The sequence below is a fragment of the Streptococcus sinensis genome (genome assembly GCF_000767835.1).
In the GTDB taxonomy this organism is placed as follows: domain Bacteria; phylum Bacillota; class Bacilli; order Lactobacillales; family Streptococcaceae; genus Streptococcus; species Streptococcus sinensis.
The window spans coordinates 53461-75197 of sequence record NZ_JPEN01000012.1 but is presented as its reverse complement, the minus strand read 5'-3'; the positions used below and the strand labels follow the sequence as shown (position 1 = coordinate 75197).

Annotated in this window: 23 protein-coding genes; 2 read left to right on the top strand and 21 right to left on the bottom strand. The window is 40.5% G+C overall.

What is annotated here, in order from left to right:
* Positions 1-167: 167 nt before the first annotated feature.
* The 10 genes from SSIN_RS00545 to SSIN_RS00505 all read right to left on the bottom strand — a co-directional run bounded on the left by SSIN_RS00545 (position 168) and on the right by SSIN_RS00505 (position 8409).
* Positions 168-476, bottom strand: coding sequence for a hypothetical protein (locus SSIN_RS00545; protein WP_037614498.1), 309 nt, complete (start codon positions 474-476; stop codon positions 168-170).
* 73 nt (positions 477-549) lie between these two features.
* The gene (locus SSIN_RS00540) at positions 550-942 is read right to left on the bottom strand and encodes a hypothetical protein (protein ID WP_244880062.1); all 393 of its coding nucleotides are present in this window, start codon (positions 940-942) and stop codon (positions 550-552) included.
* Positions 921-2525 (bottom strand): Mbeg1-like protein, encoded by a 1605-nt coding sequence (locus SSIN_RS00535; RefSeq protein WP_037614497.1) that lies wholly within the window; start codon positions 2523-2525, stop codon positions 921-923. Before SSIN_RS00535 ends, SSIN_RS00540 begins: the two co-directional genes overlap by 22 nt.
* Position 2526: 1 nt before the next feature.
* Entirely contained in the window at positions 2527-2919 is a 393-nt protein-coding gene (locus SSIN_RS00530; protein ID WP_037614495.1) for a DUF1310 family protein, read from the bottom strand.
* A 164-nt stretch (positions 2920-3083) separates the two neighbouring features.
* Positions 3084-3248: a hypothetical protein gene (locus SSIN_RS10430; RefSeq protein WP_244880061.1), complete on the bottom strand. Its 165-nt coding sequence runs from the start codon at positions 3246-3248 to the stop codon at positions 3084-3086.
* Between the two features lies 1 nt (position 3249).
* Positions 3250-3642 carry a DUF1310 family protein gene (locus tag SSIN_RS00525; RefSeq protein ID WP_037614493.1) on the bottom strand — a complete coding sequence of 131 codons (393 nt, stop codon included), beginning with the start codon at positions 3640-3642 and terminating at the stop codon, positions 3250-3252.
* Between the two features lie 166 nt (positions 3643-3808).
* Entirely contained in the window at positions 3809-4759 is a 951-nt protein-coding gene (locus tag SSIN_RS00520; RefSeq protein ID WP_037614503.1) for a competence protein CoiA, read from the bottom strand.
* A gap of 158 nt (positions 4760-4917) precedes the next feature.
* Positions 4918-6042, bottom strand: a complete 1125-nt coding sequence (locus SSIN_RS00515) for an MFS transporter (RefSeq protein WP_052076736.1) — start codon at positions 6040-6042, stop codon at positions 4918-4920.
* Between the two features lie 204 nt (positions 6043-6246).
* Positions 6247-7596, bottom strand: a complete 1350-nt coding sequence (locus SSIN_RS00510) for a D-alanyl-D-alanine carboxypeptidase (protein WP_037614491.1) — start codon at positions 7594-7596, stop codon at positions 6247-6249.
* A gap of 105 nt (positions 7597-7701) precedes the next feature.
* On the bottom strand, positions 7702-8409 hold the full coding sequence (locus SSIN_RS00505; protein WP_037614490.1) for a glucosamine-6-phosphate deaminase: 708 nt from the start codon (positions 8407-8409) through the stop codon (positions 7702-7704).
* Between the two features lie 341 nt (positions 8410-8750).
* Here SSIN_RS00505 and queA point away from each other — a divergent pair, with 341 nt between their 5' ends.
* Both queA and SSIN_RS00495 read left to right on the top strand, forming a co-directional pair.
* Entirely contained in the window at positions 8751-9779 is a 1029-nt protein-coding gene (gene queA / locus SSIN_RS00500; RefSeq protein WP_037614489.1) for a tRNA preQ1(34) S-adenosylmethionine ribosyltransferase-isomerase QueA, read from the top strand.
* Positions 9780-9793: 14 nt separating this feature from the next.
* Complete coding sequence (locus SSIN_RS00495) at positions 9794-10264, top strand: arginine repressor (RefSeq protein ID WP_037614488.1); 471 nt, start codon at positions 9794-9796, stop codon at positions 10262-10264.
* 283 nt (positions 10265-10547) lie between these two features.
* Here SSIN_RS00495 and SSIN_RS00490 read toward each other — a convergent pair whose 3' ends face one another.
* The 11 genes from SSIN_RS00490 to SSIN_RS00440 form a co-directional block, all read right to left on the bottom strand.
* Positions 10548-11882, bottom strand: a complete 1335-nt coding sequence (locus tag SSIN_RS00490; RefSeq protein ID WP_037614487.1) for a dipeptidase — start codon at positions 11880-11882, stop codon at positions 10548-10550.
* 21 nt (positions 11883-11903) lie between these two features.
* Complete coding sequence (locus tag SSIN_RS00485) at positions 11904-13415, bottom strand: YfcC family protein (protein ID WP_037614485.1); 1512 nt, start codon at positions 13413-13415, stop codon at positions 11904-11906.
* Positions 13416-13698: 283 nt separating this feature from the next.
* A complete protein-coding gene (arcC, locus tag SSIN_RS00480) occupies positions 13699-14646 on the bottom strand; it encodes a carbamate kinase (protein WP_037614484.1) in 948 nt (315 codons plus the stop codon).
* 166 nt (positions 14647-14812) lie between these two features.
* Positions 14813-15829 carry an ornithine carbamoyltransferase gene (gene argF, locus SSIN_RS00475; protein WP_037614483.1) on the bottom strand — a complete coding sequence of 339 codons (1017 nt, stop codon included), beginning with the start codon at positions 15827-15829 and terminating at the stop codon, positions 14813-14815.
* A 57-nt stretch (positions 15830-15886) separates the two neighbouring features.
* Positions 15887-17116: an arginine deiminase gene (gene arcA / locus SSIN_RS00470; RefSeq protein ID WP_037614482.1), complete on the bottom strand. Its 1230-nt coding sequence runs from the start codon at positions 17114-17116 to the stop codon at positions 15887-15889.
* A 306-nt stretch (positions 17117-17422) separates the two neighbouring features.
* The gene (locus SSIN_RS00465; protein ID WP_037614480.1) at positions 17423-18109 is read right to left on the bottom strand and encodes a Crp/Fnr family transcriptional regulator; all 687 of its coding nucleotides are present in this window, start codon (positions 18107-18109) and stop codon (positions 17423-17425) included.
* 47 nt (positions 18110-18156) lie between these two features.
* Positions 18157-18654: a DUF1648 domain-containing protein gene (locus SSIN_RS00460; protein WP_037614479.1), complete on the bottom strand. Its 498-nt coding sequence runs from the start codon at positions 18652-18654 to the stop codon at positions 18157-18159.
* Positions 18641-18922, bottom strand: coding sequence for an autorepressor SdpR family transcription factor (locus SSIN_RS00455; protein ID WP_002896078.1), 282 nt, complete (start codon positions 18920-18922; stop codon positions 18641-18643). The genes SSIN_RS00460 and SSIN_RS00455 overlap by 14 nt, the downstream gene beginning before the upstream one ends.
* Complete coding sequence (locus SSIN_RS00450; RefSeq protein ID WP_037614478.1) at positions 18900-19688, bottom strand: YhfC family intramembrane metalloprotease; 789 nt, start codon at positions 19686-19688, stop codon at positions 18900-18902. Before SSIN_RS00450 ends, SSIN_RS00455 begins: the two co-directional genes overlap by 23 nt.
* A 191-nt stretch (positions 19689-19879) precedes the next feature.
* The gene (locus SSIN_RS00445) at positions 19880-20935 is read right to left on the bottom strand and encodes a serine hydrolase (RefSeq protein ID WP_037614477.1); all 1056 of its coding nucleotides are present in this window, start codon (positions 20933-20935) and stop codon (positions 19880-19882) included.
* Between the two features lie 112 nt (positions 20936-21047).
* On the bottom strand, positions 21048-21653 hold the full coding sequence (locus tag SSIN_RS00440; protein WP_037614476.1) for a superoxide dismutase: 606 nt from the start codon (positions 21651-21653) through the stop codon (positions 21048-21050).
* Positions 21654-21737 lie beyond the last annotated feature (84 nt).

Sequence of the window (21737 nt, the reverse complement as noted above, 5' to 3'; positions counted from 1 at the left end):
AGAATACCATATCAAGTTTTTAGATAACTTTCGTTTGGTCTCACATCATTGACAAACGTACAAAGCATCAAAATAGCAGGGTAGACAAATAGATAAACTTCATTTAAAAGAGCTCTCTGTACCCAATTCCTGACCAATCAGGACTCGAATCCAAAAGAGCTCAATTGTTAAATTTCTTTATATTTCTCACTGTTTTCTTTTATGACGGTCACAACTTTTTTAGAAAATTGGCCTTTCATTGAGTCATCTAACTGATCCGCAGCTACTTTCACACTCTCCTGAACAGTCTTTGCAACATCGGTAAAAAGATTATCATACGTGCTCTGCAGCCTGTTTCTTTGAGCTAGTAAGAGCGGAGCTAGGACATTTGTTATAATTTGCTTTTCTACTGTTTTCTTGATTTCTACTAAATCAATCGTTTTGGATGATGAAAAATAAGCTCTTACTGGTTCTGAGCCTGATTCTGTTATAAACATAAACTTTTCCTTTACTCTAACTCTATTCGATCCTATGCCTGTTATTTTTATTCACTAAAGCATCTGTTGTTATTCATTTAGATTCACGAAGACGGCGATAGTTCTCCTCAATATCCCACTCTAAGCGGCGCCTCTGTCTTAAGAAGTTTTCTACCAATTCCTCATCTTTCAAATCTAATTTTTTCAACTGGTCATTACTGGCTTCGTAAGCTATTATATCATAGGATTCTATATACTGATTTAGAGCTTGCCATTCAACACTAGTATCCCACTCCTGTTTCCGTAAAATGGCTGTTACCATTTCATACTCTTCTTGAAGCATATCGGAAAAAGCTCTTTTCTTAGACATGATGACGTCTCGCTCCTTCTCAATCTTCAAGCGTTCCCGCTGAAGCTCCGAGCAGAGGTCTTCCATCTCTTTTTCTTTTTGGGTGATATCCTGTCTCATTGCTTGACTTGGTTCCATTGCTCAAAATCTCCCGCTAATACCTGATCCTTATCCAATAGTTGCTGAATACCAGCATTAAGCTGCTCTGTTAGAGCTGTAAAGGTCGTTTGAAGCGCCTGAACCTTGGATAAACGGCTGTCAAAGTGCTCTTGCAAAGATAGAACCAGCGATTGATAATCTGCCCCTCCAGCTTGATAAGCTGCAACCACCTCATCCGGACTAAGACTAAAGCCCCACGGAACTTTGTGCAACTCCTCTGCTAGAATTTCGGCTTCTCCAACAACTTGATCTCTAGCTTGCTGTAAAGTTTCATATCCTAACTTAGCCACATTTACTAGATTTTGTGCAATTGCTTGCGCTTGGACACTGTCCAGATAAATTTTTTCGTTACCGCTAAATCCTCCCTTCGATAAGTACTTTTTCATGTTCTGATAGGGAATCATATTTGCTTTAATAGTATCTTTGATGGTGATTTTTCCTGTCCCATCCATGAGCACAAAGTTTTTATTTTTGTCATAGATATACCCCTTCATCATATGCTGGTCATCAATGCTTTTTCCGGTAGTTTTAATATGACGGACGATACCAGCTGCATTTTCACTACCAGATAAGCTGTAGCCTAGGCTGACAATGTCTTTATGATCGATATGATTGAAGATCTTGTACTTAGCGCTATCCAGTCGTACCTTCTGTTCCTTGGTCAGGAGAGGATAGATATTAGGGCCGTTATAGATGTGAACCGTACCAATATGGCGCATCTCCTCCTCGGTCAGACTGGCAAGAGCATACTGGATATCCATCGATCCCAAAGAATGTCCGTAAAGGTCAATCTTAGCATTGGGATATTTGCGAATGGTTTCCTTGAGGTGCTTAGCAGCATCCTCAAACTGAGCGGGCGGAAACTTTTGAGTCAGTTTAAGACCGCCAGCAGCTAGCATAATCGGTGTAGAGGTAACACCTGTCACTACGGCTCCTCCAAATATACCTGCACTATTTGACAGAACATCCTTCCTTAGCTCATTGAAGGGATTTTTATTTAAAGAATTAAGCCCCCTCGTCACAGCCTGACCAACATCTTTATTAAAGAATCCGACCGCATCTCCTATATTATTGCTAGCATCTCGATCTGCTTTATCCAGCACTTCTCGGCTTTTCTGAGTGATGATATTTTGGGAATGGCGATAAACAAAAGGGGTAGCATGTTCCACTGCACCGACAGGACCCAGGCGGTGGGCCGCTGTCACAAAGTCTGTAGGCAGCCAATCCGTAACAGTGTCATGGAGTAGCTTAGGAGTGTGCGTCTTGGTCTGCGATCCCTGCATCATGACCGTCACATCCTGCACCTGAGCACGCTCAGTATCCGAAGCCGAGTAGGGGACTGGAGATTGCTTAGTTCCTTTACCATTATTTGTCAGTACATAAACCTGCTCTTCATTGCCATGTACATTGTCGTAAATTTGAGAGACTGTTCCTAAATAATCTCCCCCTTTTACATCATATTGTTTACCAACATACATACTCCTATACTCATATAAAGCAGTCTCAACATGTTGCTTATCTGTATATTCTCTACCATCAATAGGATTTTTATAATCAGGCATATTACTTTTCTCCTCTAATTAGCTCGTTAAATTCCGGAGACATACCATAGCCACCCGTCTCGTATTCGCCAGTAGTTGAATTTTCTTGAAAAGTCATGTCTAATTCTAAGTTCTTATCATCATTAATTATTAAATAGATGTCTAATCCTCCCATCGGATTGAAATCTAGTTTATTCTTTTCAATTTTATACGTTTTAATCTTCCCTTCCGGTGTCAGAGCTTTAGGATTCAGTGCTCTCAACTCTTTCTCAATCGCCTTCTTCATCTTTTTACTCTCCGCAATCTGAATCATTTCTTGTTTTTCTGACCGACTATTTAGCATACTGCACCCTCCTAAAAACATAGCTGAACTGAGCGTAATAATACTCAGAAATATTACGAAAATTTTCTTCATAGTGGCTCCTTTCATTTCTCATATTTGCTAAAGCTGATACCTTAACGAAAATGGGAAACTGGATTTTGATTAATGTTTTAATTTATTGTTATGCTATTTTTCTAAAGGATATGGAAGCGCAATCATTATTGGAGGTTTGAAAAGATAAAAATTGTTCTTCATTGCTATTTACATTGTCGTAAATTTGAGAGACGGTGCCTAAATAATCCCCCCCCTTTTACATCATATTGTTTACCAACATACATACTCCTATACTCATATAAAGCAGTCTCAACATGTTGTTTATCTCTATATTCGCTACCATCAATAGGGTTTTTATAATCAGGCATATTACTTTTCTCCTCTAATTAGCTCGTTAAATTCCGGAGACATGCCATAACCACCCGTCTCGTATTCGCCAGTGGTTGAATTTTCTTGAAAAGTCATGTCTAATTCAAACTTCTTATCATCATTAATTATTAAATAGATGTCTAATCCTCCCATCGGATTGAAATCTAATTTATTCTTTTCAATTTTATACGTTTTAATCTTCCCCTCTGCTGTCAGAGCTTTAGGATCCAATTCTCTCAACTCTTTCTCAATCGCCTTCTTCATCTTTTTACTCTCCGCAATCTGAAGCATTTCTTGTTTTTCTGAACGACTGTTTAACATACTACATCCTCCTAAAAGCATAGCCGAACTGAGCGTAATGATACTCAGAAATATTACAAAAAATTTCTTCATGACAGCTCCTTTCATTTCTCATCTTTGGTAAAGTTGGTTGGACTAGTCAAAATTAGAATTTTGGAATATCTAACTTATTACTTTATTATACAGGATTTTCAAATATTCTTAAATTCAAAGTATAGGTAAAAACTCTCTTCTTAATCAATAGGAAGTGGAATAACATTTAAGAATCTGCTCTCCTCCTCGCATAAAATACCGGTGGATAGATAATTTGAAGCTGCTTATTGTTTTCAGCCTGATAATAGCGATTAAAGTGCTGGTAATAGGGTGTCAAATCTCTTGTTATTTGGCAAAAGGAGCTGGCTTGAACAGGCCGAACCTGCGGATAAAAATCCTCGGCTGACTTGGTCAGAAGATTGTCTCCTTTTTGATAAAGCTGGGCTTGGAGCTTCATCCATCGAGGCTGCTGGTAATAAAGTTGCTGACGAACATAGCGACAAATCTCCGGATCTTGCTTAGCCAGATAGCTCTCTAGCCCCTGCTTCTGAAAGGGTCTTCGGAGGACAGATAAAAGGCAGTCTTGACCAAAGGGAAAGGATTTGACCTTGTACTGAGCTCGCCCATGCAAGTCTTCGTGAATGAGATACTTAAGCCGAAGCTCCTGCTTTTTCTCATCCAATTCCCAAAGATGAAAGCCCATATGTTGACTAAAATAAAGAAAGTCCTTTTGCAGTTTCGTCAGCGACTGTCTTAGCCATAATTTCTTGCCCAAAAGCCAGAGGACTGGATAGTCATGCTGGCGATAGGACAGCGTCCTTTCTTCTAGTCGTTCCTGACTGAGAGGACTACATTGGATTTCCAGCGCTATGCGGTCGTCTATCAAAAGGTCAGCAATCTGCCTTATCTCAGGCAAAAAGGCCTCCACCTGCACCTCTTGGCTTTGCTTCCCCCAGCTATAAAGTCCAGCTTTCAAGTTCAAATGCTCCGCACTTTCATTTTCCGCATAAGACGAACAATTTTCAAGAGAAATATGCGCAAAATGTGGCCGCATGACCCTTCCATTTTTAAAACGGACCTCCCCCGAACAAGCCGGACAAAAAAGTTGATCGCCTAGGGACGGCTGATTTTCCATCGCATTCAGCAAAATCCCCTCTTCATTTTTCGCAAGCAACATGAGCATTTTCCCTTTCAAAACAATGTCTTTTATATCTTTATTCGTAATTAAAAAGCCAAAGTGAGAGCTTGTGAAATGGGGCAAAGAAATCACTTTCTCCTTTCTTGCTGATTTCCCAAAACAAAAACGAGCTGAAAAATTTCCAGACTCGTTTTTCCTTATCCAAATAAATTCTGATTCTTTTTTTCAGGAACTTTCAAGAAGAGGGCAAGCAAGAGCACAAGGCCGATAATGGCTGTCAACATAAGATTCATCCTGTCATAGCCAAAGTGATCCAAGATGGAGCCTGACATATTCTGGATAAGAATCGTCCCTAAATTTCTCCCTGTCTGGAGCAGCGCAAAGGCTGTCACCAAATATTTTTCATCCACCAAATTTGCTACAATGCGCAGACTAAGCATGGTCAGTACCATACCAGAAGCATGTTTAGAAAGCAGTGTAACTGCTATTTTCGAACCTAAGCCAAAATTCAGAGCATAAACCGCATACTGAAGGAGCATCATGCCCAAGCAAATATAGAGCAACTTTTTGACAGAGATTTTATCCATGAAAAGGTAGGAATAAAAGATTAAGGGCGCCTCGCATAGTACAGAGACAGCTACGACCGTCGTTGCCCAGTCAACACTCAAACCACTGGCTTCTAGCATGGACGGAATATAAGTGTGACCTGTATTGCCCACACCTGAGTAAAGGGCGACAAGAATGAGATAAAAAAGATAAGTTCTGTTTTTAAGAATGGCTGAAAAGAACGAATGGTTTCTTTTTTCAGTTTTTTTAGTCAACCTATCCCGCTTAGGATTCATACCAAGAACCCCTATAATACTCAGCAGCATAGTTCCAATAAAAACCAAATAAATGGCCTGGGGAGAAATATTTTTATAAATCAAACCTGCCAGCTGAGAACCAAAGGCATAACCGATTGTCCCCCAAATTCGAATTTTCCCGTATTTATAAGGGCTCTGGGTCGCCAATACATCCATCACTGTGCTGACTCCGTTAATGAGCATCAAGACAAAACTGTACCAGATGGTCAAAAGCCAGAGATTATCAGCCTGCATGAAAAAGATGGCTCCTAAAATAATCAACCCAAAGCTGACAAGCGAAACTCTCTTGATTCCGAGTGTATCATTCAACATTCCCATGATTGGCTGAGCCAGCATGGACGAAAAGAAGGAAGCTGATACGACAATGGATACTTGACCCGCCGTGTACCCCTTATCCAGCATATAAACTGATATCAAGGTCGAAAACAACGAAAATGAAAGAAAATAAAAATTGTACATCAAAAAATAGACAAAATAGCTATTCTGAAATTTTTTTAAAGTGGTCAAGGGAGACTCCTAAAATATATAAAGAAAACTCAGTGATTTGATATACTCTCCATTTAGTTTCTAGTAAATTTTTAGTTTTTTACTATCCACTATAAAGGGAGTCTACCAATTTATTTCAACTGAGTTTTATTTGATTTCTTTATAGATGAAAATTATTTATCTGTATCTATCTCGTCTAGTTTTAGCCTGCGCTCTTCTTTTTTTGCGTTTAGAGTTTTCGGCAAACAAGATAAGGACGAGTATCCCGACAGGCAACAGGATAAGCAAGCGATTATTAATCAGAAGATTATACCATGCTTTTTTGGTATTTTTCCCTGTAGCCACTTCTTTCACAGATTGTGCGATAGATCGTTCTACTCGCTCCACTTTCATACCATCTGAGATTAGCGTAGAGAGCGTTGTCAAGTCATTTTCAGCTTTTAAGACACCATTTTCAACTTTTACTTTTGGTTCAGTGCCTTTTTTGACCGTCACATAAAAATCTTCTGGTAGATTGTATGTCTCCCCATCAATTTCCTGCTCTCCTTTAGAAAATACCTTCTTGTATTCATAGTCAGCGTAGGCTTTTTCGATTAAGGCATTGCCAAATGGATGACGGTAATATTCGCCGTCTTGGTCAGACCAGTCGCCAACCCCCATAATGACACCAATCACCCGCTGGTCTCCACGTTTGACCGTCGCAATATAATTGAAGGCACCATTCGGACTTGATCCTGTCTTTAAGCCATCTACTCCCTCCAAAGCGTAGCGAGCACCCGGCAAAGAGTAATTATAGGTATCGAACGTTTCTTCATATGGCGTGCCAGCTTTTACCGTCACTTTAGCCTGATTAGTATAGTTTAAAATATCAGGATAATTTTTTACAAAATTGTAAACCAGAATCCCCAAATCACGCGCAGTCGTCTGATTGCTAGCATAATTGTCATAATTCTGAGGAGTATAGTAGCCCTTGAAAGAAATCGCTGCTGCTCCGCTGGCATTGAACCATTTGGTGTTGGTCATGCCCAATTCCTGAGCCTTGGCATTCATTTTGTCCAAAAAAGCATCTGGATCGTTATTTGATAAATAATTCGCCAACATGACAGTCGTTGCATTAGATGATGGCACAACCGTCATGGTAATCAGCTCCGAAACAGTGTAGTCCACACCTGCAACAATTTTATTATTGGAAATTTCATAAATACCAGCGATAGCTTGGTCTTGCGGTGTTGCCTTGATTACCGTGTCCAAACTGAGTTTTCCTTCTTTTATCGCCTCAAAAACCAAGTACAAAGTCATGACTTTACTCATGCTGGCTGGGTCACGGACCTCATCAATATTGTCCTGCCACAGCACATCTCCTGTATTACCATCAATCATCAAAGACGATTTGGGGCGATTAATCGCTTGTACGTGATCATTTGGATACATTTTCTGCGCTCTGTCCACTAATTCATCTGCACTAGCAGCAAGTGGCGACAAAACAGCTGATAAAATCAATCCAAGTACAAAAAACTTCTTCTTCACATTTATCCTCCAAAAAAATCATTCCTTATTAGTATAACATATTTTCTACAAGGTTTTTGATAAATATAAAAAATCCTATCTAAAAATTAGATAGGAAATAGAAAATCAGGCATCTAACAAACTCAGAGCTTCTTTATCTGCAATAATGACCACATCTTCATGTCGTTGAAGGGCACTAGCTGGCAAAGATTCTGTCACCTCACCTTGTACCGTTCCCGCAATTGCTTGAGCCTTAGAAGCACCATAGGCAAAGAGGATAATGGATTTAGCATCTAAGATATTACGAATTCCCATTGAGAAAGCTTGGGTCGGTACGTCCTCAATCTTATCAAAGAAGCGGGCATTAGCCTCGATGGTTGATTGCTCCAAATCAACGATATGGACGGTGCTGTCGAAACTAGTTCCAGGCTCATTAAATCCAATATGACCGTTGATTCCAATTCCCAAAATCTGCAAATCTATCGGATGATCAGCCAAGACTTGGTTGTAGCGCTCTACTTCTGCTTCCGCATCTTCTGCCACACCATTCGGCAGAAAGCTTTCTTTGAAAGGCTTTTTATGAAATAGCTGCTCGTTCATAAAGTAACGGTAAGACTGAGGATTATCTTCTGAAAGTCCCACGTACTCATCCAAGTTTACACTGGTCAGCTCTGAAAAGTCCAAGTCGCTGGCAATGATTTGCTTGTAAAACTCGATTGGACTGCTTCCTGTTGCCAATCCCAGAGTTTTAGCTCCCTGAGCTAACTTTTCTTTCAAGAGTTCCAAAGCTACTTTTGCACCTTCCACTTGATTTTCAACACGAATAACTTTCATCCTATCTCTCCTGTTTATTTTATTTGATTTCTTTCCTTTATTATTTTGATTTCTTTCCTTTATTATATGGTATAGACCAATTTTTGTCAAGTATAATCTGCTTAATTTTTCAAATTTTCCTTGAAGGATTTATTAACAAATCGTGGTATAATAAAAGAATGCTGTTACCAATGATTATTATATTTTTGCTAGGAATTACACTTTTTATCATCGGTCTTTTCTTAAAAAAACATCGAAGCTGGCAGATAGGGTTTTTATGCTTGGGAAGTTTCTTAATTAGTATTCCCTTTTTACTAGCCGCTTACTACATTTGGATGATGATAACTGCTTAAGGAGATAGAATGAATACTGCTGATTTTGATTTTCACTTGCCGGAAGAATTAATTGCTCAAACCCCTTTGGAGAAGCGAGACTCCTCTCGCTTGCTCATCGTAGATCGGAAAACTGGCCAGTTTAGTGACCAACATTTTGACAACATTATTGACCAACTTGAGCCAGGCGATGCCTTGGTTATGAATAACACCCGTGTCCTACCAGCTCGCCTTTATGGAACCAAGCCTGAAACCGGCGGTCATGTAGAGCTCCTGCTCCTTAAAAATACCCAAGGAGACTTCTGGGAAGTCCTAGCCAAGCCTGCCAAGCGTCTAAGAGTCGGAGCGCATGTTTCTTTCGGTGATGGCCGTTTGACTGCCACCGTTACAGAAGAGCTGGAGCACGGTGGACGGATTGTTCGCTTTGATTATCAGGGCATTTTTCTAGAAGTTCTGGAAAGTTTGGGCGAGATGCCCCTGCCGCCTTATATCCATGAGAAGCTAGAGGACCGTGAACGCTACCAGACAGTCTATGCCAAAGAAAACGGCTCCGCTGCCGCTCCAACCGCTGGCCTCCATTTCACAGAGGAATTGCTGGATAAAATTGGTGCAAAAGGCATTAAACTCGTCTACCTGACCCTGCATGTCGGACTTGGAACCTTTCGTCCCGTATCAGTTGATAACTTGGACGAGCATGAAATGCATTCCGAATTTTATACCCTATCTGAAGAAGCAGCCGAGACTCTGCGTCAAGTCAAGGCAAGCGGCCACCGTGTCGTTGCCGTAGGTACCACTTCTATCCGCACTTTAGAAACAATTGGCAGTAAATTCGATGGCCAAATCCAAGCTGACTCCGGCTGGACCAATATCTTTATCAAACCAGGCTATCAGTGGAAGATTGTCGATGCTTTTTCGACTAACTTTCACTTGCCAAAATCAACTCTCGTCATGCTGGTATCGGCTTTTGCTGGACGCCAACTGACACTGCAAGCCTATGAGCATGCTATCGCTGAGTACTACCGCTTCTTCAGCTTTGGCGACGCTATGTTTATCAAATAAATACAGGTGAATCTATGAATAAAATCGAAAGCAGGCATCGTCTCATCCGCTCCCTCATCATGGAAAAAAGAGTCCATACCCAGCAGGAACTCCAAGAACTACTAGAAGCAAATGGAGTGTTTGTCACCCAGTCTACCCTTTCTCGTGACATGAAAACTCTAAATCTAGTCAAGGTGACCGAAAACGACAAATCCTACTATGTCATTAACAGCATCGCCCCTTCTCGTTGGGAGAAAAGGCTGCGCTTCTATATGGAAGATGCCCTAGTTATGTTGCGCCCCGTTCAGCATCAAGTCGTCATGAAAACCTTGCCTGGACTAGCCCAATCTTTTGGTGCCATTTTAGATGCTCTGGAGTTACCCCAGATTGTTGCTACAGTCTGTGGAGACGATGTCTGCTTGATTATCTGTGAAGATAACCAATCCGCTATCGAATGCTTTGATAAACTCAAAGAATTTGCGCCCCCATTTTTCTTTAGTAAATGATATATTGTAAAACATAGTGCAACAAAAAAGAGTCTGGGACAAAAAGATTTCAATTTTTAAAAATCTTAATTATTAAGCCCTTCAAATATATAATTAAATGCGAAAAGCGAACAAAGCAGAATTCTGATTACCAGAAAACTAGTTTTGTTCGCTTTTTATATTTGAGGTCGGACTTTTGTCCCAGACTCCTTTTGTTTCTATCAATATCTTTTAAGGATTATTTTAAAAACTTCAATAGCTTCACCTTAGAAAAAATAGCAACAACGAATATATCCCAGCAATTTTACTCTCCGGCTAAGCGGTAAATAGTCTCAGCATAGATATCCATTGCACGATAGAGATCATCCAAAGAAGCTCGTTCATTGGCTTGATGCTCCGTCTGCTCAGCCCCTGGGAATAGAGCGCCGAAGGCCACACAGTTTGGCATGGTCCGAGCAAAGGTAGCCCCACCAGAGGACATAGCTGGACTGGTATCGCCAGTCTTTTCTTGATAGATGGCCATCAAGGTACTGACCAGTTCGCTGTCTTTAGGTACGTAAAGCGGAGCCAAATAGTCAAATTCTTCATAGTCAAGCTGGTAGCGCCCAGCAATCTTAGCTAGTTTTGCCACTAACTGATCTTTATCCGCTAAAACAGGAATCCGAATATCGATACGGATTTCAGACTTTTCTGAGTTCAGAGTCAGACCTGCAATATTAAAGGAGAGTCTGCCAGACGGTTCATCCGAAACGTCACCAAATAAACAGCTGCCAGTTGCATCTTCTCCCACCGCTTCTGCAATAAATGTCAGGGCAGGATGAGCTTGTAAGGGCTGCAAAACTGTCGCCAGCCGAACAATAGCATTGATGCCTTCAGCTGCATCCTTGGCATGCTTAGGCAGGCCAAGGACAGTGACTTGATGATCTGTTTGCTCATAGTCAAAAGAAGCTACTTGCAAACCTGCCACGACCTGTTCCAAAAGCTCTCCTTGGTAGCTAGCCTTACCAGGCACAACATTAAAGGCTGCTCCTGCTTCTAGGTCTAGCTTATCTGAGCCAGGACCATGCAGCTTGACTTGCAAGAGGCCTTTTTCAGCATAGGTCAAAGGGAAAGAAGAATCCGGTGCAAAACCCATGGCAGCTTGCTCCTCTAACTCATTGTACCGACCCATACAGCGCCAAAGTGTCTCCTCATCTGTACCAAAGATAAAACGAACCCGCTTTTTAAATTCAACTCCGCTATCTAGCAGAGCCTTGACTGCATAAAGAGCAGCCATTGATGGTCCCTTATCATCTTGGACACCACGTCCGAAGATCCAGCCGTCTTTGATAGTTGCCTCAAATGGCGGTGTCTGCCAATCTGCCTCATCACCTGATGGAACAACATCCAAATGACAGAGAACGGCCAGGAGCTCTGCTCCCTGACCGATTTCTGCATATCCGTAATAGCCTTTAGGGTCAAGATAGGTAGTGAAACCTAAGCTTCGACAAATCTCTAAAGTTTTTTCTAGGACATCTTGGATAGCTTGTCCAAAAGGTGTTCCATTTTCTCCTTCATTGAGTACTGAAGGATAGGAAATCAAGGTTTTTATTGATGTAAGAAATTCATCTTTAACTTGATTTGTTATATCTATTTTCATGGAATCACCTCACTCACTATTTTATAGGAATGGAAGGAAAGTTCCAAGGAGAAGAAGGGCGATGGTCACTACAATGATAGCGACAACGAGTTTGCCCATGAATTTCCACCAAGTACCAATGTTGATACGTCCAAGTGCAAGAGCTCCCATCACAATACCAGATGTTGGTGCAATCAAGTTCAAGACACCTGAAGCAGATTGGTAAGCAGTGATAATCAAGCTAGGACGTACATTTACAAATTCTCCGAGCGGAGCCATGATACCCATAGTTGCGCTGGCAAGACCAGATGAGGATGGGATCAAGAATGACATAGGCAGATAGAAGATATAAGTCAAAACGATAAAGACTTGTGAAGATAGACCGCTCAGACCTTCTTTACCCCAGTTGAGGATAGTGTCAGTAATCATACCATCGTTCATGATAACTTGGATACCGCGGGCAATCGCTACGATCAAGGCAACACTGAGCAAGTCAGCAGCACCATTCATGAAGGCAGAAATAATTTTGTCTTCTTTAAGACCATAAACAATACCAATAAGGATACCCATAAAAGCAAAGAGCATTGCTCCTTCTGGGAAGTACCAAGTACCCAAAGCAGCTGTAGATGAACCAACGATTTGGCCAAGAACTGGAAGACCAGTCAACCAAGTGTTGAAGTTATCGAAAACAGTAATACCAAGATCTGTCCATGGAATGAAACTCAATACCATTAGAACAAATGTTAAAACAAATAAGAAGAGAACTGATTTTTGTTTGCTGCTAAGTGTTGATGCTACTGATGAAGAATCTTCTACATTAAAGTGTTTCAAATCTTCTTCACGAGTGCTGTAAACCAGCGACTTAGTCGGATCTTTTTGAATCTTGTCCGCATAGCGATAAACAAACCAAGTGCTCAGAGCAGTCAAGACAACCCAGAAGATCAAGCGAAGAGCGATACCATCTCCCGTACCAACTCCAGCAGTTGCTGAAGCAATACCTGTTGCAAATGGGTTCAAAGTAGAAGCCAAACATCCAATTTGGGAACCGAGCAAGATAATCGCTACACCAGTCAGACTATCAAAACCAACAGCCATCATAACTGGAACCAAAAGCGGATAGAAGGCCATGGTTTCTTCACCCATACCATAAGTTGTACCACCTAGGGCAAACAAAGGCATGAGAACCAAAATCAACATTTTTTCGCGGCCCTTGTACTTCTTCACGATAGAGGCAATCCCTACGTCAAGAGCACCCGTTTCATTAACAACGCCAAGGAAACCACCAACCATGAGGATGAAGAAGGCTACATCAATCGCTGCGCTGGTTTCTTTAATCAGCGAGCCTTCCTCTGGATGAGTACCTAGCATAGCCCGAATCGGTGCCATTAGGACATCCCAAATCCCTTGTGGATTTTGAGGCTGAGCTTTGTAAACACCATCTACAAAAGCACCCGCAGGGATAATCCATGTCATCACTGCCATAATAGCAATGATTATCAACAAGACGGTATAAGATGAAGGCATCTTAAAACCTTTTTTTGTTTTTTCACTCATTGTTTTTTCCTCCTAATATTATAACAAAGTGTAAAAAACTGACTACTTTCTTGAATTTTCATTCAAGAAAACGCTTTCTATTTAAATTTATTTTACCATATTAACATTTAAAAAGCTAGTATTTTTGTGAAAAGCTATTAAATATTTTCAGGAAAAGCTTTCTTAAATTTGAATAAAAGGAAGACAATGGAACCGCCAAATATGCTTTCCCTGAAAACTTTATTAAAATAAAACAGAAAATAAATATAAATGATTTTCTAACGTATGTATAAATTAATTATGACTAACCTTTTTCAATAATTGTTCCGCTTTCAGATTCAATCAAAGCTCCAAGGTTTTCAAGGGAAGTAATAACTGCTTTTCCTTCTGGACGGTCATTGACAAAGGCAATCGCTGCTTCTACTTTTGGAAGCATGCTGCCTGGTGCAAATTGTTCTTGCTTGATATACTCTTCCAGTTGAGCAACTGTTACATGTTCCAATTTTTCTTGATTTGGTTTATTGTAATTGACAAAGACATAATCCACACCAGTCAAGACGATGAAGAGGTCTGCTTCGACCAATTCAGCCAAGCGCTGAGAAGCGAAATCCTTATCAATAACAGCTTCAACACCAGCCAGATGACCATTATCTTCTTTAATAACTGGAATACCGCCGCCTCCAGCTGCTACCACAACTTGACCAGCGTTCAAGAGAGTACGGATAGTTTCAATTTCTTTGATGTCAACAGGTTTTGGTGAAGCAACAACTTTGCGCCAACCGCGGCCAGCATCCTCTTTGAAAGTCGCTCCGCTCTTTTCAGCTTCCGCTTTTGCTTCTTCTTCTGAGTAGAAAGGACCGATTGGCTTGCTGAGGTTGACAAAGGCTGGATCGTTCTTATCCACCACTACTTGCGTCACAACAGAAGCGACATTCTTTTCGATTCCTTCATCCAAGAGAGCATTTTGCAAAGCATTTTGCAGCCAAAAGCCAATGCTGCCTTCTGTCATAGCCACAAGAGAGTCGAGTGGGAAGGCAGGATTCTTTTCAGAGTCCGCCGCCAAGTGTTGCAGCAGCAAGTTTCCTACTTGCGGTCCATTCCCGTGAGTGATGATCAAATCATCCCCATTTTTGATTAGTTTTACAAGATGCTTGGCTGTTTCAACCAAAGCTTCTTGTTGAGCCTTTGCTGATGGATCAGATGAAAGGATGGCATTTCCTCCCAAGGCTACAACGATTTTACGATTTGCCATTTAATTCTCCTTTATTGCGCTCAAAAGAATGCGCTTCCAATTTATTTTAGTAGATTTTCAAATTTTCGATAAGGAAATAAGCATTCCTTATCATATAAAAGAGGGCCGGACTAAAGCTATTAGTCGCAGCCCTCATAGCTGTTGGTAGACGGTTTCTTATGTAAGATTATACTTTTGGAATGTAGAGGTTTCCAAGAGTTGCAGCCATAACCGCTTTGATAGTGTGCATACGGTTTTCTGCTTGGTCGAAATGACGAGCATATTTGCTGCGGAAGACTTCGTCTGTTACTTCCATTTCTTCTACGCCGAATTTTTCAGCAACATCTTTACCGTAAACAGTATTTGTATCGTGGAATGCTGGCAAGCAGTGCAAGAAGATTAAGTCTTCATTTTCAGCTTTTTTCACCAATTCCATGTTAACTTGGTAAGGTTTCAAAAGTGCAACGCGTTCTGCAAACTTGTCTTCTTCACCCATAGATACCCAAACGTCTGTGTAAAGAACATCTGCACCTTTAACAGCTTCGTCTGCATCTTCAGTGATGAGGATATGTGCGCCACTTTCTTTAGCAAATCCTTCTGCCAACTCAACGATTTCTTTTTCTGGGAAGAGTTCTTGTGGTGAGAAGATGTGAACATTAACACCAAGGATAGCACCTGTTACGAGCAAGCTGTTAGCAACGTTGTTACGTCCATCACCACAGTAAACCAATGTCAAGCCTTCCAAGCGGCCAAAGTTTTCTTGAACAGTCAAGTAGTCCGCCAACATTTGAGTTGGGTGCCATTCGTCAGTCAAACCATTCCATACTGGAACACCTGAGAATTCTGCCAATTCTTCTACCATGCGTTGGCTGAAGCCGCGGAATTCAATCCCGTCAAACATACGTCCTAATACTTTAGCAGTATCTTCAGTAGATTCTTTTTTACCTAACTGAATATCGTTTGCTCCAAGGTATTCTGGATGCGCGCCAAGGTCGATAGCTGCTGTCGTAAAGGCTGCACGAGTACGAGTAGAAGTTTTTTCAAACAAGAGAGCAATATTTTTACCAGCAAGGTAACGGTGCTCAATGTTGCGTTTTTTCAAATCTTTCAAGTGAGCTGAAAGACCAATCAGGTATTCTAACTCTGCACGAGTAAAGTCTTTTTCTGCCAAGAAGCTGCGTCCTTGGAATACTGAATTTGTCATTCTATTATTTCCTCTTTCTAATTATTAGATTTTCTATTGACGAATGCCGAGCACGGATTAAACCTCTTCACGTTCAAATGGCATAGACATACAACGAGGTCCACCACGGCCCCGAACCAATTCACTTCCGCGAATCTTAATCAAGCGAAGCCCGTATTCTTCCAAAATCTTGTTGGTCACGGTATTGCGGTCATAAACCACTACCACACCAGGAGCGATAGTCAAGGTGTTAGATCCGTCATTCCATTGTTCACGCGCAGCTGCTACGATATTACCGCCACCGCAACGAATCAAATGAACTTTTTCTACGCCAAGGTTTTGAGCAAGAAGTTCAGCCAAGTCACCTTTTTCTTCAACGATCTTCAGTTTTTCGTTTTCATAAGTAACTGAGTAAACGCGAAGGTCGCCTTCGATTTCTGGGTGAATCGTGAACTTGTCATAGTCTACCATAGTGAAGACAGTATCCAAGTGCATGAATTTACGGTTGTTAGCAAATTCAAATGCCAATACTTTCTTGAAGCCAACATTCTTCTTGAAGATGTTCACCAAAAGTTTTTCGATAGATGCTGCGTCTGTACGTTGAGAAATACCAACTGCCAATACATCTTTAGAAAGAACTAACTCATCTCCACCTTCGATACGAGTATCTTCTTCACGGTTGTAAACCAACTCAACCTTACCACCGTATTCTGGATGGTACTTGAAGATGTATTTACCGTAAAGAGTTTCACGATTACGAGTATCTGCAAACATGTGGTTAAGCGATACAGCATTACCAATTGTAGCAAACGGATCCCGTGTGAAGTATAAGTTTGGCATTGGATCAATCGCAAATGGATAATCTGATTCCACCAAGTCAGTCAGACCTTTAGCTTCTTCAGGAATTTCTGGCAATTCAACTTTTTGAACCCCAGCCATTGTTTTTTCAACCAATTCTTGGTTATCCTTGATGCCATGAAGTAATTCACGGATAGCCTTCTTAGTTTCGCGACCACGGATATTTGCTTCTTCCAGATATTCTTCGATGAACTGATCACGAATTTCTGGAGACGTCAGTGACTCAGCAGCCAACTTTTCAAGATAAAGAACTTCCACTCCTTCATCACGAAGTGCTTGAGCAAAAGCGTCGTGTTCTTTTTGAGCATCTTCCAAGAAAGGAATATCATCAAAAAGAAGACGTTCTAGATAGTCCGGCAGCAAGTTTTCCAACTCTTTGCCTGGACGGTGCAACATAACTTTTTTCAGTTTCCCAATTTCTGAGAAAACATTAATTGGATGTGTAGACATCAACTGTCCTCCTTCTTCATTGAGGTTTGGTTTCCCAATCCCTTTTATGTCTCTTATTCTACCACTGTTTGAAAAGGCTTACATCAAAAATCTTACATTGTAAATGCCAAATCCTTTGTGTTTTTTATAAAACATTTTCATATTTATCTTTTTTTAAGCGTTTTCTTTGCATATTATAGCTATTATATTATTTTTAAGAATATATATTTTTTTACAAAAAAATAATGTGCGCTTAATATGAGGATATCATCAGAAAAATGGCTAAAATGTAGCAAAATGTTTGAAAAAAGCTAATCAAATGACTGATTAGCTTCCTTCAAAATATTTCATAAAATATTCTTTCTTTTTAAAAGTGAGTTTCTTATGCTCATAATCAATCTGGCCTTCTTCCCTCAATTTTTTTAGAACCTGATTGACTGTTTCGCGTGTTGTAGCTCCCAGCTTGGCTAATTCTTTCATGCTGATTGGGAAAGGCAGACTGTCTCCCTCCCTGCATAAATCCATGCATAAAATGGAGAGAGATTGGATAACACGATCGGTGGCACTGGCTGATACAACATTTCTCAAGCGGAGCTCCTGAAATTCTAAAATCTGCGATAACCGCTTGGTGATAAATAGCAACTGTTCTACACTCCTCTTTGAATAATTCTCAAACAAGTCCATGGGAATGCTGAAATACTCCACATTAGTGACCGCACTGGCAGTATAATGATAACGCTCATCAAAAAACATGCCCCCATAAGGAAAAATACTGTCCTTTTTAATATAGTCCATGTAGGAAAATGTATCCGTTGAATCATATTGCTCGATACGAACATAGCCCTGATGCAAAAGGAAAAGCCGCTCCCGACGATCCCCTGAAAAAAAGATAATCTGCCCTTTGGGAATCTTACGAAATTGAATCTCAACAGCCATTTTGTCAAAAAGTTCCACAGGTAAATTAGCAAAAGCTGGATGTTGTTTAATAATTTGATAATGTTCCTTATTGATCATAATAAACCTTTTTGTTTGATACTATTACGATTATAGCATAAATCCGCTTACAAGAAGAAAATCCCTACTATAAAAAGAAGAAATCCTAGCAGAACAAAGAAGTGTGCCCACTTTCTATTCATAGGCTCTCTATCAGCCTGTATTTTTTTAGGTAAGTAATTGCTTACAATTATAAAAACCAAAGCCACTAGCATAGTTGCTATTTTACGTATATCAAAACTCTCATGTAAGCCCTGATAAATGGTAGCTAGATATAGCGAAACAAAGGTAAAAGGAAATATCCATCGAATAAGGTGCTTAAAGGTTCTATTCAAGATATCTTTGGCAATGGTTGTCCAGTAAATCATAACTTCTAGCAGCATCATGACAATTGGAAAAGCCGAAACTACTAAAAACTTAGGTAAAAAGGAATCGTCTTTTCCAGATAAGTCAAAGTGAATAGCTAGGTTTTCTGGTAATTTTTTATAGACCCAGATGGCATATAAAACTGGCAAGAGCATGACGCCAAGTGCCCATCCTAATTCTTGTAAACTATTTTTTTTCATTTTCGTTTCCTCCTCCAAGAGATTGAAACCAGACAAGAATTTCTTCAAAAACCGTGACATCTAAGCTGTAATAAATAAAGTTCTTCTGCTTTTCTTCTATGAGCAGACCGGCTTTCTTTAGCTGAGAGAGGTGGTAGGATACCGTCGCAGGAGTCAGCTCAAAAGCTTGAGCAATTTCCCCTGCTGACTTCGGACCATGCTTGAGCATTTCCAGAATCCCCCTCCGAACTGGATCAGCTAGGGCTTTAAGCGTTTGACTGATCCCCATGATTGAACCTTTCCTTCAGGTAAACTTTCAAAATTTTCTTGGTCAGAAAGACTAGTGCCACTACTTCTACTAAGAGCAGAGCCTCAACAGCCAGTGGCGGAAGAAAGCCTACCTGAGCTAGAGCAGGCGCTAAGTCAATCAGGGCATGAAGTCCCAGAGCGGCTATAAAATACACTGGCGCCTTCTCCTTAACCGCCTTCCAAACCCAGAAAGTCAGCAGAATTTGGATGAGAATAGCCAAGATCCGTTCAAGAGCTAAAAGATAGATGCTGCCAGCGCTCATGGAACGGACATAATCAATCGTTGCTTGGGGAATTTGAGCCAGCGTCTGGGCATTCCCTTGAGTCACTACTTGAGCCATAACCCAAAGGTTTAAGAGGCTGACAATACCAACAAACAAAGCCTCAATACCACCATGACCCAAGCCATAGGCTACACCATCCCTAAAGGTCAGTGGACGCTTCTTCTGCAGCCAGTAAAAGATGACCCAGCGGGCTGTTTCTTCAAAAATAGCTGCCGCAGCAATACCATAAAGGACATATAGCCAAGGATTTTCCGTCTGCAAAGCGATAGTTCCATCAGCCTGAGGCTGTAAAACGATACGGTGCAAAATATTTTCCAGAACTTGACTCGATAAATAAAAACCAACCCCCCCTAAAAGAAAGACTAATAGAGAAATGTGCTTGGTCTTTTTAAAATAAACCAAAGGAACAAGGACTGCCCCTAAAATCAGCAGCATAGCAATCAAGATATGAATGGAAATCATCGTTTTTTCTCCTGAACTGTTTAGATTTTTTTCTAAATAGATTATACATCTTTCCTTTTTTTCTGTCAAATCTATTTTGATTTTTTTCTAAATAGATTTCAATCTAAAAATCATCAAGCTCTACTGCAATAAAAACCAAAAATACGCCCAGATTTTCATCTAAAGCGTATTGATTTGTGATTTCTATTAGATTAGTTCATATTTACACGATGCCACTCATTGATGATATAAGCAAGCTGACCAACCTGATCAATTCCGACACCGCTAATCTCGTCACTAGCCTCCGTACTGCCACCCAAATAGGCCGTATAGAGGGCCACAATATAAGGTTTCTCCTCCATGACAATCGCGTCGACATTGAGTGCCTCACGGACATAGCCAGGCTTTTGATAAATGGTAATGCCACGAACATAGCGCTTGTAATATTCATTTGGGAAAGAAACCCCGATGAAATTGAGAAGATCCTTATATTTTTCTTGATTATTCCATAGATACTCTAGGACTTGAATATAATAATCCGTTGTTGTTTTATTTTCTTTACTGATGGTCTTGATTTCCGCTTTTGATTGGCCGTATTTTTTAAACAAATTATAAGCCTTATCCATCCCACCCAATCGCTCTGCCAAAGCATAAGCTGGTGTATTTTCAGAGTAAATCAGCGAATACTCCTGCATATCTGGAATAGACATAGCACCATTGAAGGCTGCTACATAATTATCATGTTCTCCTTTGTATTCGTAACTAGTGTTCGTAATATCAAAACGCTCTTCCAATGATAATTTGCCTGCAACCACCTCATCAACGACCAACATATTGAGAGGCAGTTTATAAGTGGAGCCGGCTGTCATGGGCTGGGTATCGTTCATAGCATAGGTTTGCCCGCTTGTCAGATCCTTGTATGAAAAAGCAATCTGAGAATGGTCAATCCCTACTTCATCCATGTAGGCTTGGATGACTTGTGTCAAGGTCATATTCGCATAATCGTAAGATAAGCCCAAGGCTTCCATGGTCGGGAGGTCTTCTTCCATCACCCGTTGTTTCTCTTCCGGCGTCTTAGCAGCAATCGGAGTCAGCTCTGTGCTTGTTTTTGTCTCTTCTCCAGAGGACGAAGAGGTGATTGCTAGACTAGATTCCGGCACGGCCTTTTTAACTTGTTGGTTTTGTTGGTAAAATAAAGTCAATCCACAAATAAGCAAGAAGGATGCTAAAAACATTCCAGCAAATTTCATTATATCGTTTTTATTCAAAATATTTCTCCTGATTTTTTAGTATTATAAAAAAATATCCCAAAAATAACAAGTATAAAGGGCAATTTGGAAGAGAAAAAAACGAATCATTGAGATTCGCTTTGTATTTCTATTATTTAGCTGCTGCATAGAGCTCGTTGACCTTGTTCCAGTTAATCACTGAGAAGAAAGCCTTGATGTAGTCTGGACGGACATTGCGGTACTTGACATAGTAGGCATGCTCCCAGACATCCAAGCCAAAGATTGGTGCTTTACCATCAGAAATTGGTGTGTCTTGGTTAGGAGTTGAGACAACTTCCAGACCACCTTCTTGGTTGACTACCAGCCAAGCCCAGCCAGAACCGAAACGAGTCGTTGCTGCTGTTGTGAAGGCTGTCTTGAAATCTTCAAATGAACCAAAAGTCGCATCAATAGCTGCTGCTAACTCTGCAGATGGTTCTGTCTTTTCTGCTGTCATCAATTCCCAGAAAAGTGCGTGATTCAGATGGCCACCGCCGTTGTTAATCACTGCCTGACGAATATCAGCTGGAATAGACTCAACATCTGTCAAAAGTTTTTCCAAATCTTCACCGATTTCAGGGTGTTTTTCAAGCGCAGCATTTACATTATTCACGTAAGTTTGATGGTGCTTGTCATGGTGCAGGTGCATTGTTTCCTCATCAATGTAAGGTTCTAAAGCATCATATGCATAAGGTAGATCTGGTAAAATAATTGCCATTTACTTGTCCTCATTTTCTTTATTATTATAAGCATGATAACGCAAACACCTGCTTTTTTCAACTATTTTGCTTATCAATTTTGC

What these genes read in the sequence shown, in the direction of transcription:
- arcA (WP_037614482.1), bottom strand. Translation starts at nt 17,116, where the DNA reads ATGTCTACACATCCAATTAATGTTTTCTCAGAAATTGGGAAACTGAAA.
- SSIN_RS00440 (WP_037614476.1), bottom strand. Translation starts at nt 21,653, where the DNA reads ATGGCAATTATTTTACCAGATCTACCTTATGCATATGATGCTTTAGAA.
- queA (WP_037614489.1), top strand. Translation starts at nt 8,751, where the DNA reads ATGAATACTGCTGATTTTGATTTTCACTTGCCGGAAGAATTAATTGCT.
- SSIN_RS00545 (WP_037614498.1), bottom strand. Translation starts at nt 476, where the DNA reads ATGTTTATAACAGAATCAGGCTCAGAACCAGTAAGAGCTTATTTTTCA.
- SSIN_RS00540 (WP_244880062.1), bottom strand. Translation starts at nt 942, where the DNA reads ATGGAACCAAGTCAAGCAATGAGACAGGATATCACCCAAAAAGAAAAA.
- SSIN_RS10430 (WP_244880061.1), bottom strand. Translation starts at nt 3,248, where the DNA reads ATGCCTGATTATAAAAACCCTATTGATGGTAGCGAATATAGAGATAAA.
- SSIN_RS00495 (WP_037614488.1), top strand. Translation starts at nt 9,794, where the DNA reads ATGAATAAAATCGAAAGCAGGCATCGTCTCATCCGCTCCCTCATCATG.
- SSIN_RS00520 (WP_037614503.1), bottom strand. Translation starts at nt 4,759, where the DNA reads ATGTTGCTTGCGAAAAATGAAGAGGGGATTTTGCTGAATGCGATGGAA.
- SSIN_RS00525 (WP_037614493.1), bottom strand. Translation starts at nt 3,642, where the DNA reads ATGAAGAAATTTTTTGTAATATTTCTGAGTATCATTACGCTCAGTTCG.
- SSIN_RS00515 (WP_052076736.1), bottom strand. Translation starts at nt 6,042, where the DNA reads ATGTACAATTTTTATTTTCTTTCATTTTCGTTGTTTTCGACCTTGATA.
- argF (WP_037614483.1), bottom strand. Translation starts at nt 15,829, where the DNA reads ATGACAAATTCAGTATTCCAAGGACGCAGCTTCTTGGCAGAAAAAGAC.
- SSIN_RS00455 (WP_002896078.1), bottom strand. Translation starts at nt 18,922, where the DNA reads ATGGGGATCAGTCAAACGCTTAAAGCCCTAGCTGATCCAGTTCGGAGG.
- SSIN_RS00485 (WP_037614485.1), bottom strand. Translation starts at nt 13,415, where the DNA reads ATGAGTGAAAAAACAAAAAAAGGTTTTAAGATGCCTTCATCTTATACC.
- arcC (WP_037614484.1), bottom strand. Translation starts at nt 14,646, where the DNA reads ATGGCAAATCGTAAAATCGTTGTAGCCTTGGGAGGAAATGCCATCCTT.
- SSIN_RS00505 (WP_037614490.1), bottom strand. Translation starts at nt 8,409, where the DNA reads ATGAAAGTTATTCGTGTTGAAAATCAAGTGGAAGGTGCAAAAGTAGCT.
- SSIN_RS00460 (WP_037614479.1), bottom strand. Translation starts at nt 18,654, where the DNA reads ATGAAAAAAAATAGTTTACAAGAATTAGGATGGGCACTTGGCGTCATG.
- SSIN_RS00490 (WP_037614487.1), bottom strand. Translation starts at nt 11,882, where the DNA reads ATGAAAATAGATATAACAAATCAAGTTAAAGATGAATTTCTTACATCA.
- SSIN_RS00465 (WP_037614480.1), bottom strand. Translation starts at nt 18,109, where the DNA reads ATGATCAATAAGGAACATTATCAAATTATTAAACAACATCCAGCTTTT.
- SSIN_RS00450 (WP_037614478.1), bottom strand. Translation starts at nt 19,688, where the DNA reads ATGATTTCCATTCATATCTTGATTGCTATGCTGCTGATTTTAGGGGCA.
- SSIN_RS00535 (WP_037614497.1), bottom strand. Translation starts at nt 2,525, where the DNA reads ATGCCTGATTATAAAAATCCTATTGATGGTAGAGAATATACAGATAAG.
- SSIN_RS00530 (WP_037614495.1), bottom strand. Translation starts at nt 2,919, where the DNA reads ATGAAGAAAATTTTCGTAATATTTCTGAGTATTATTACGCTCAGTTCA.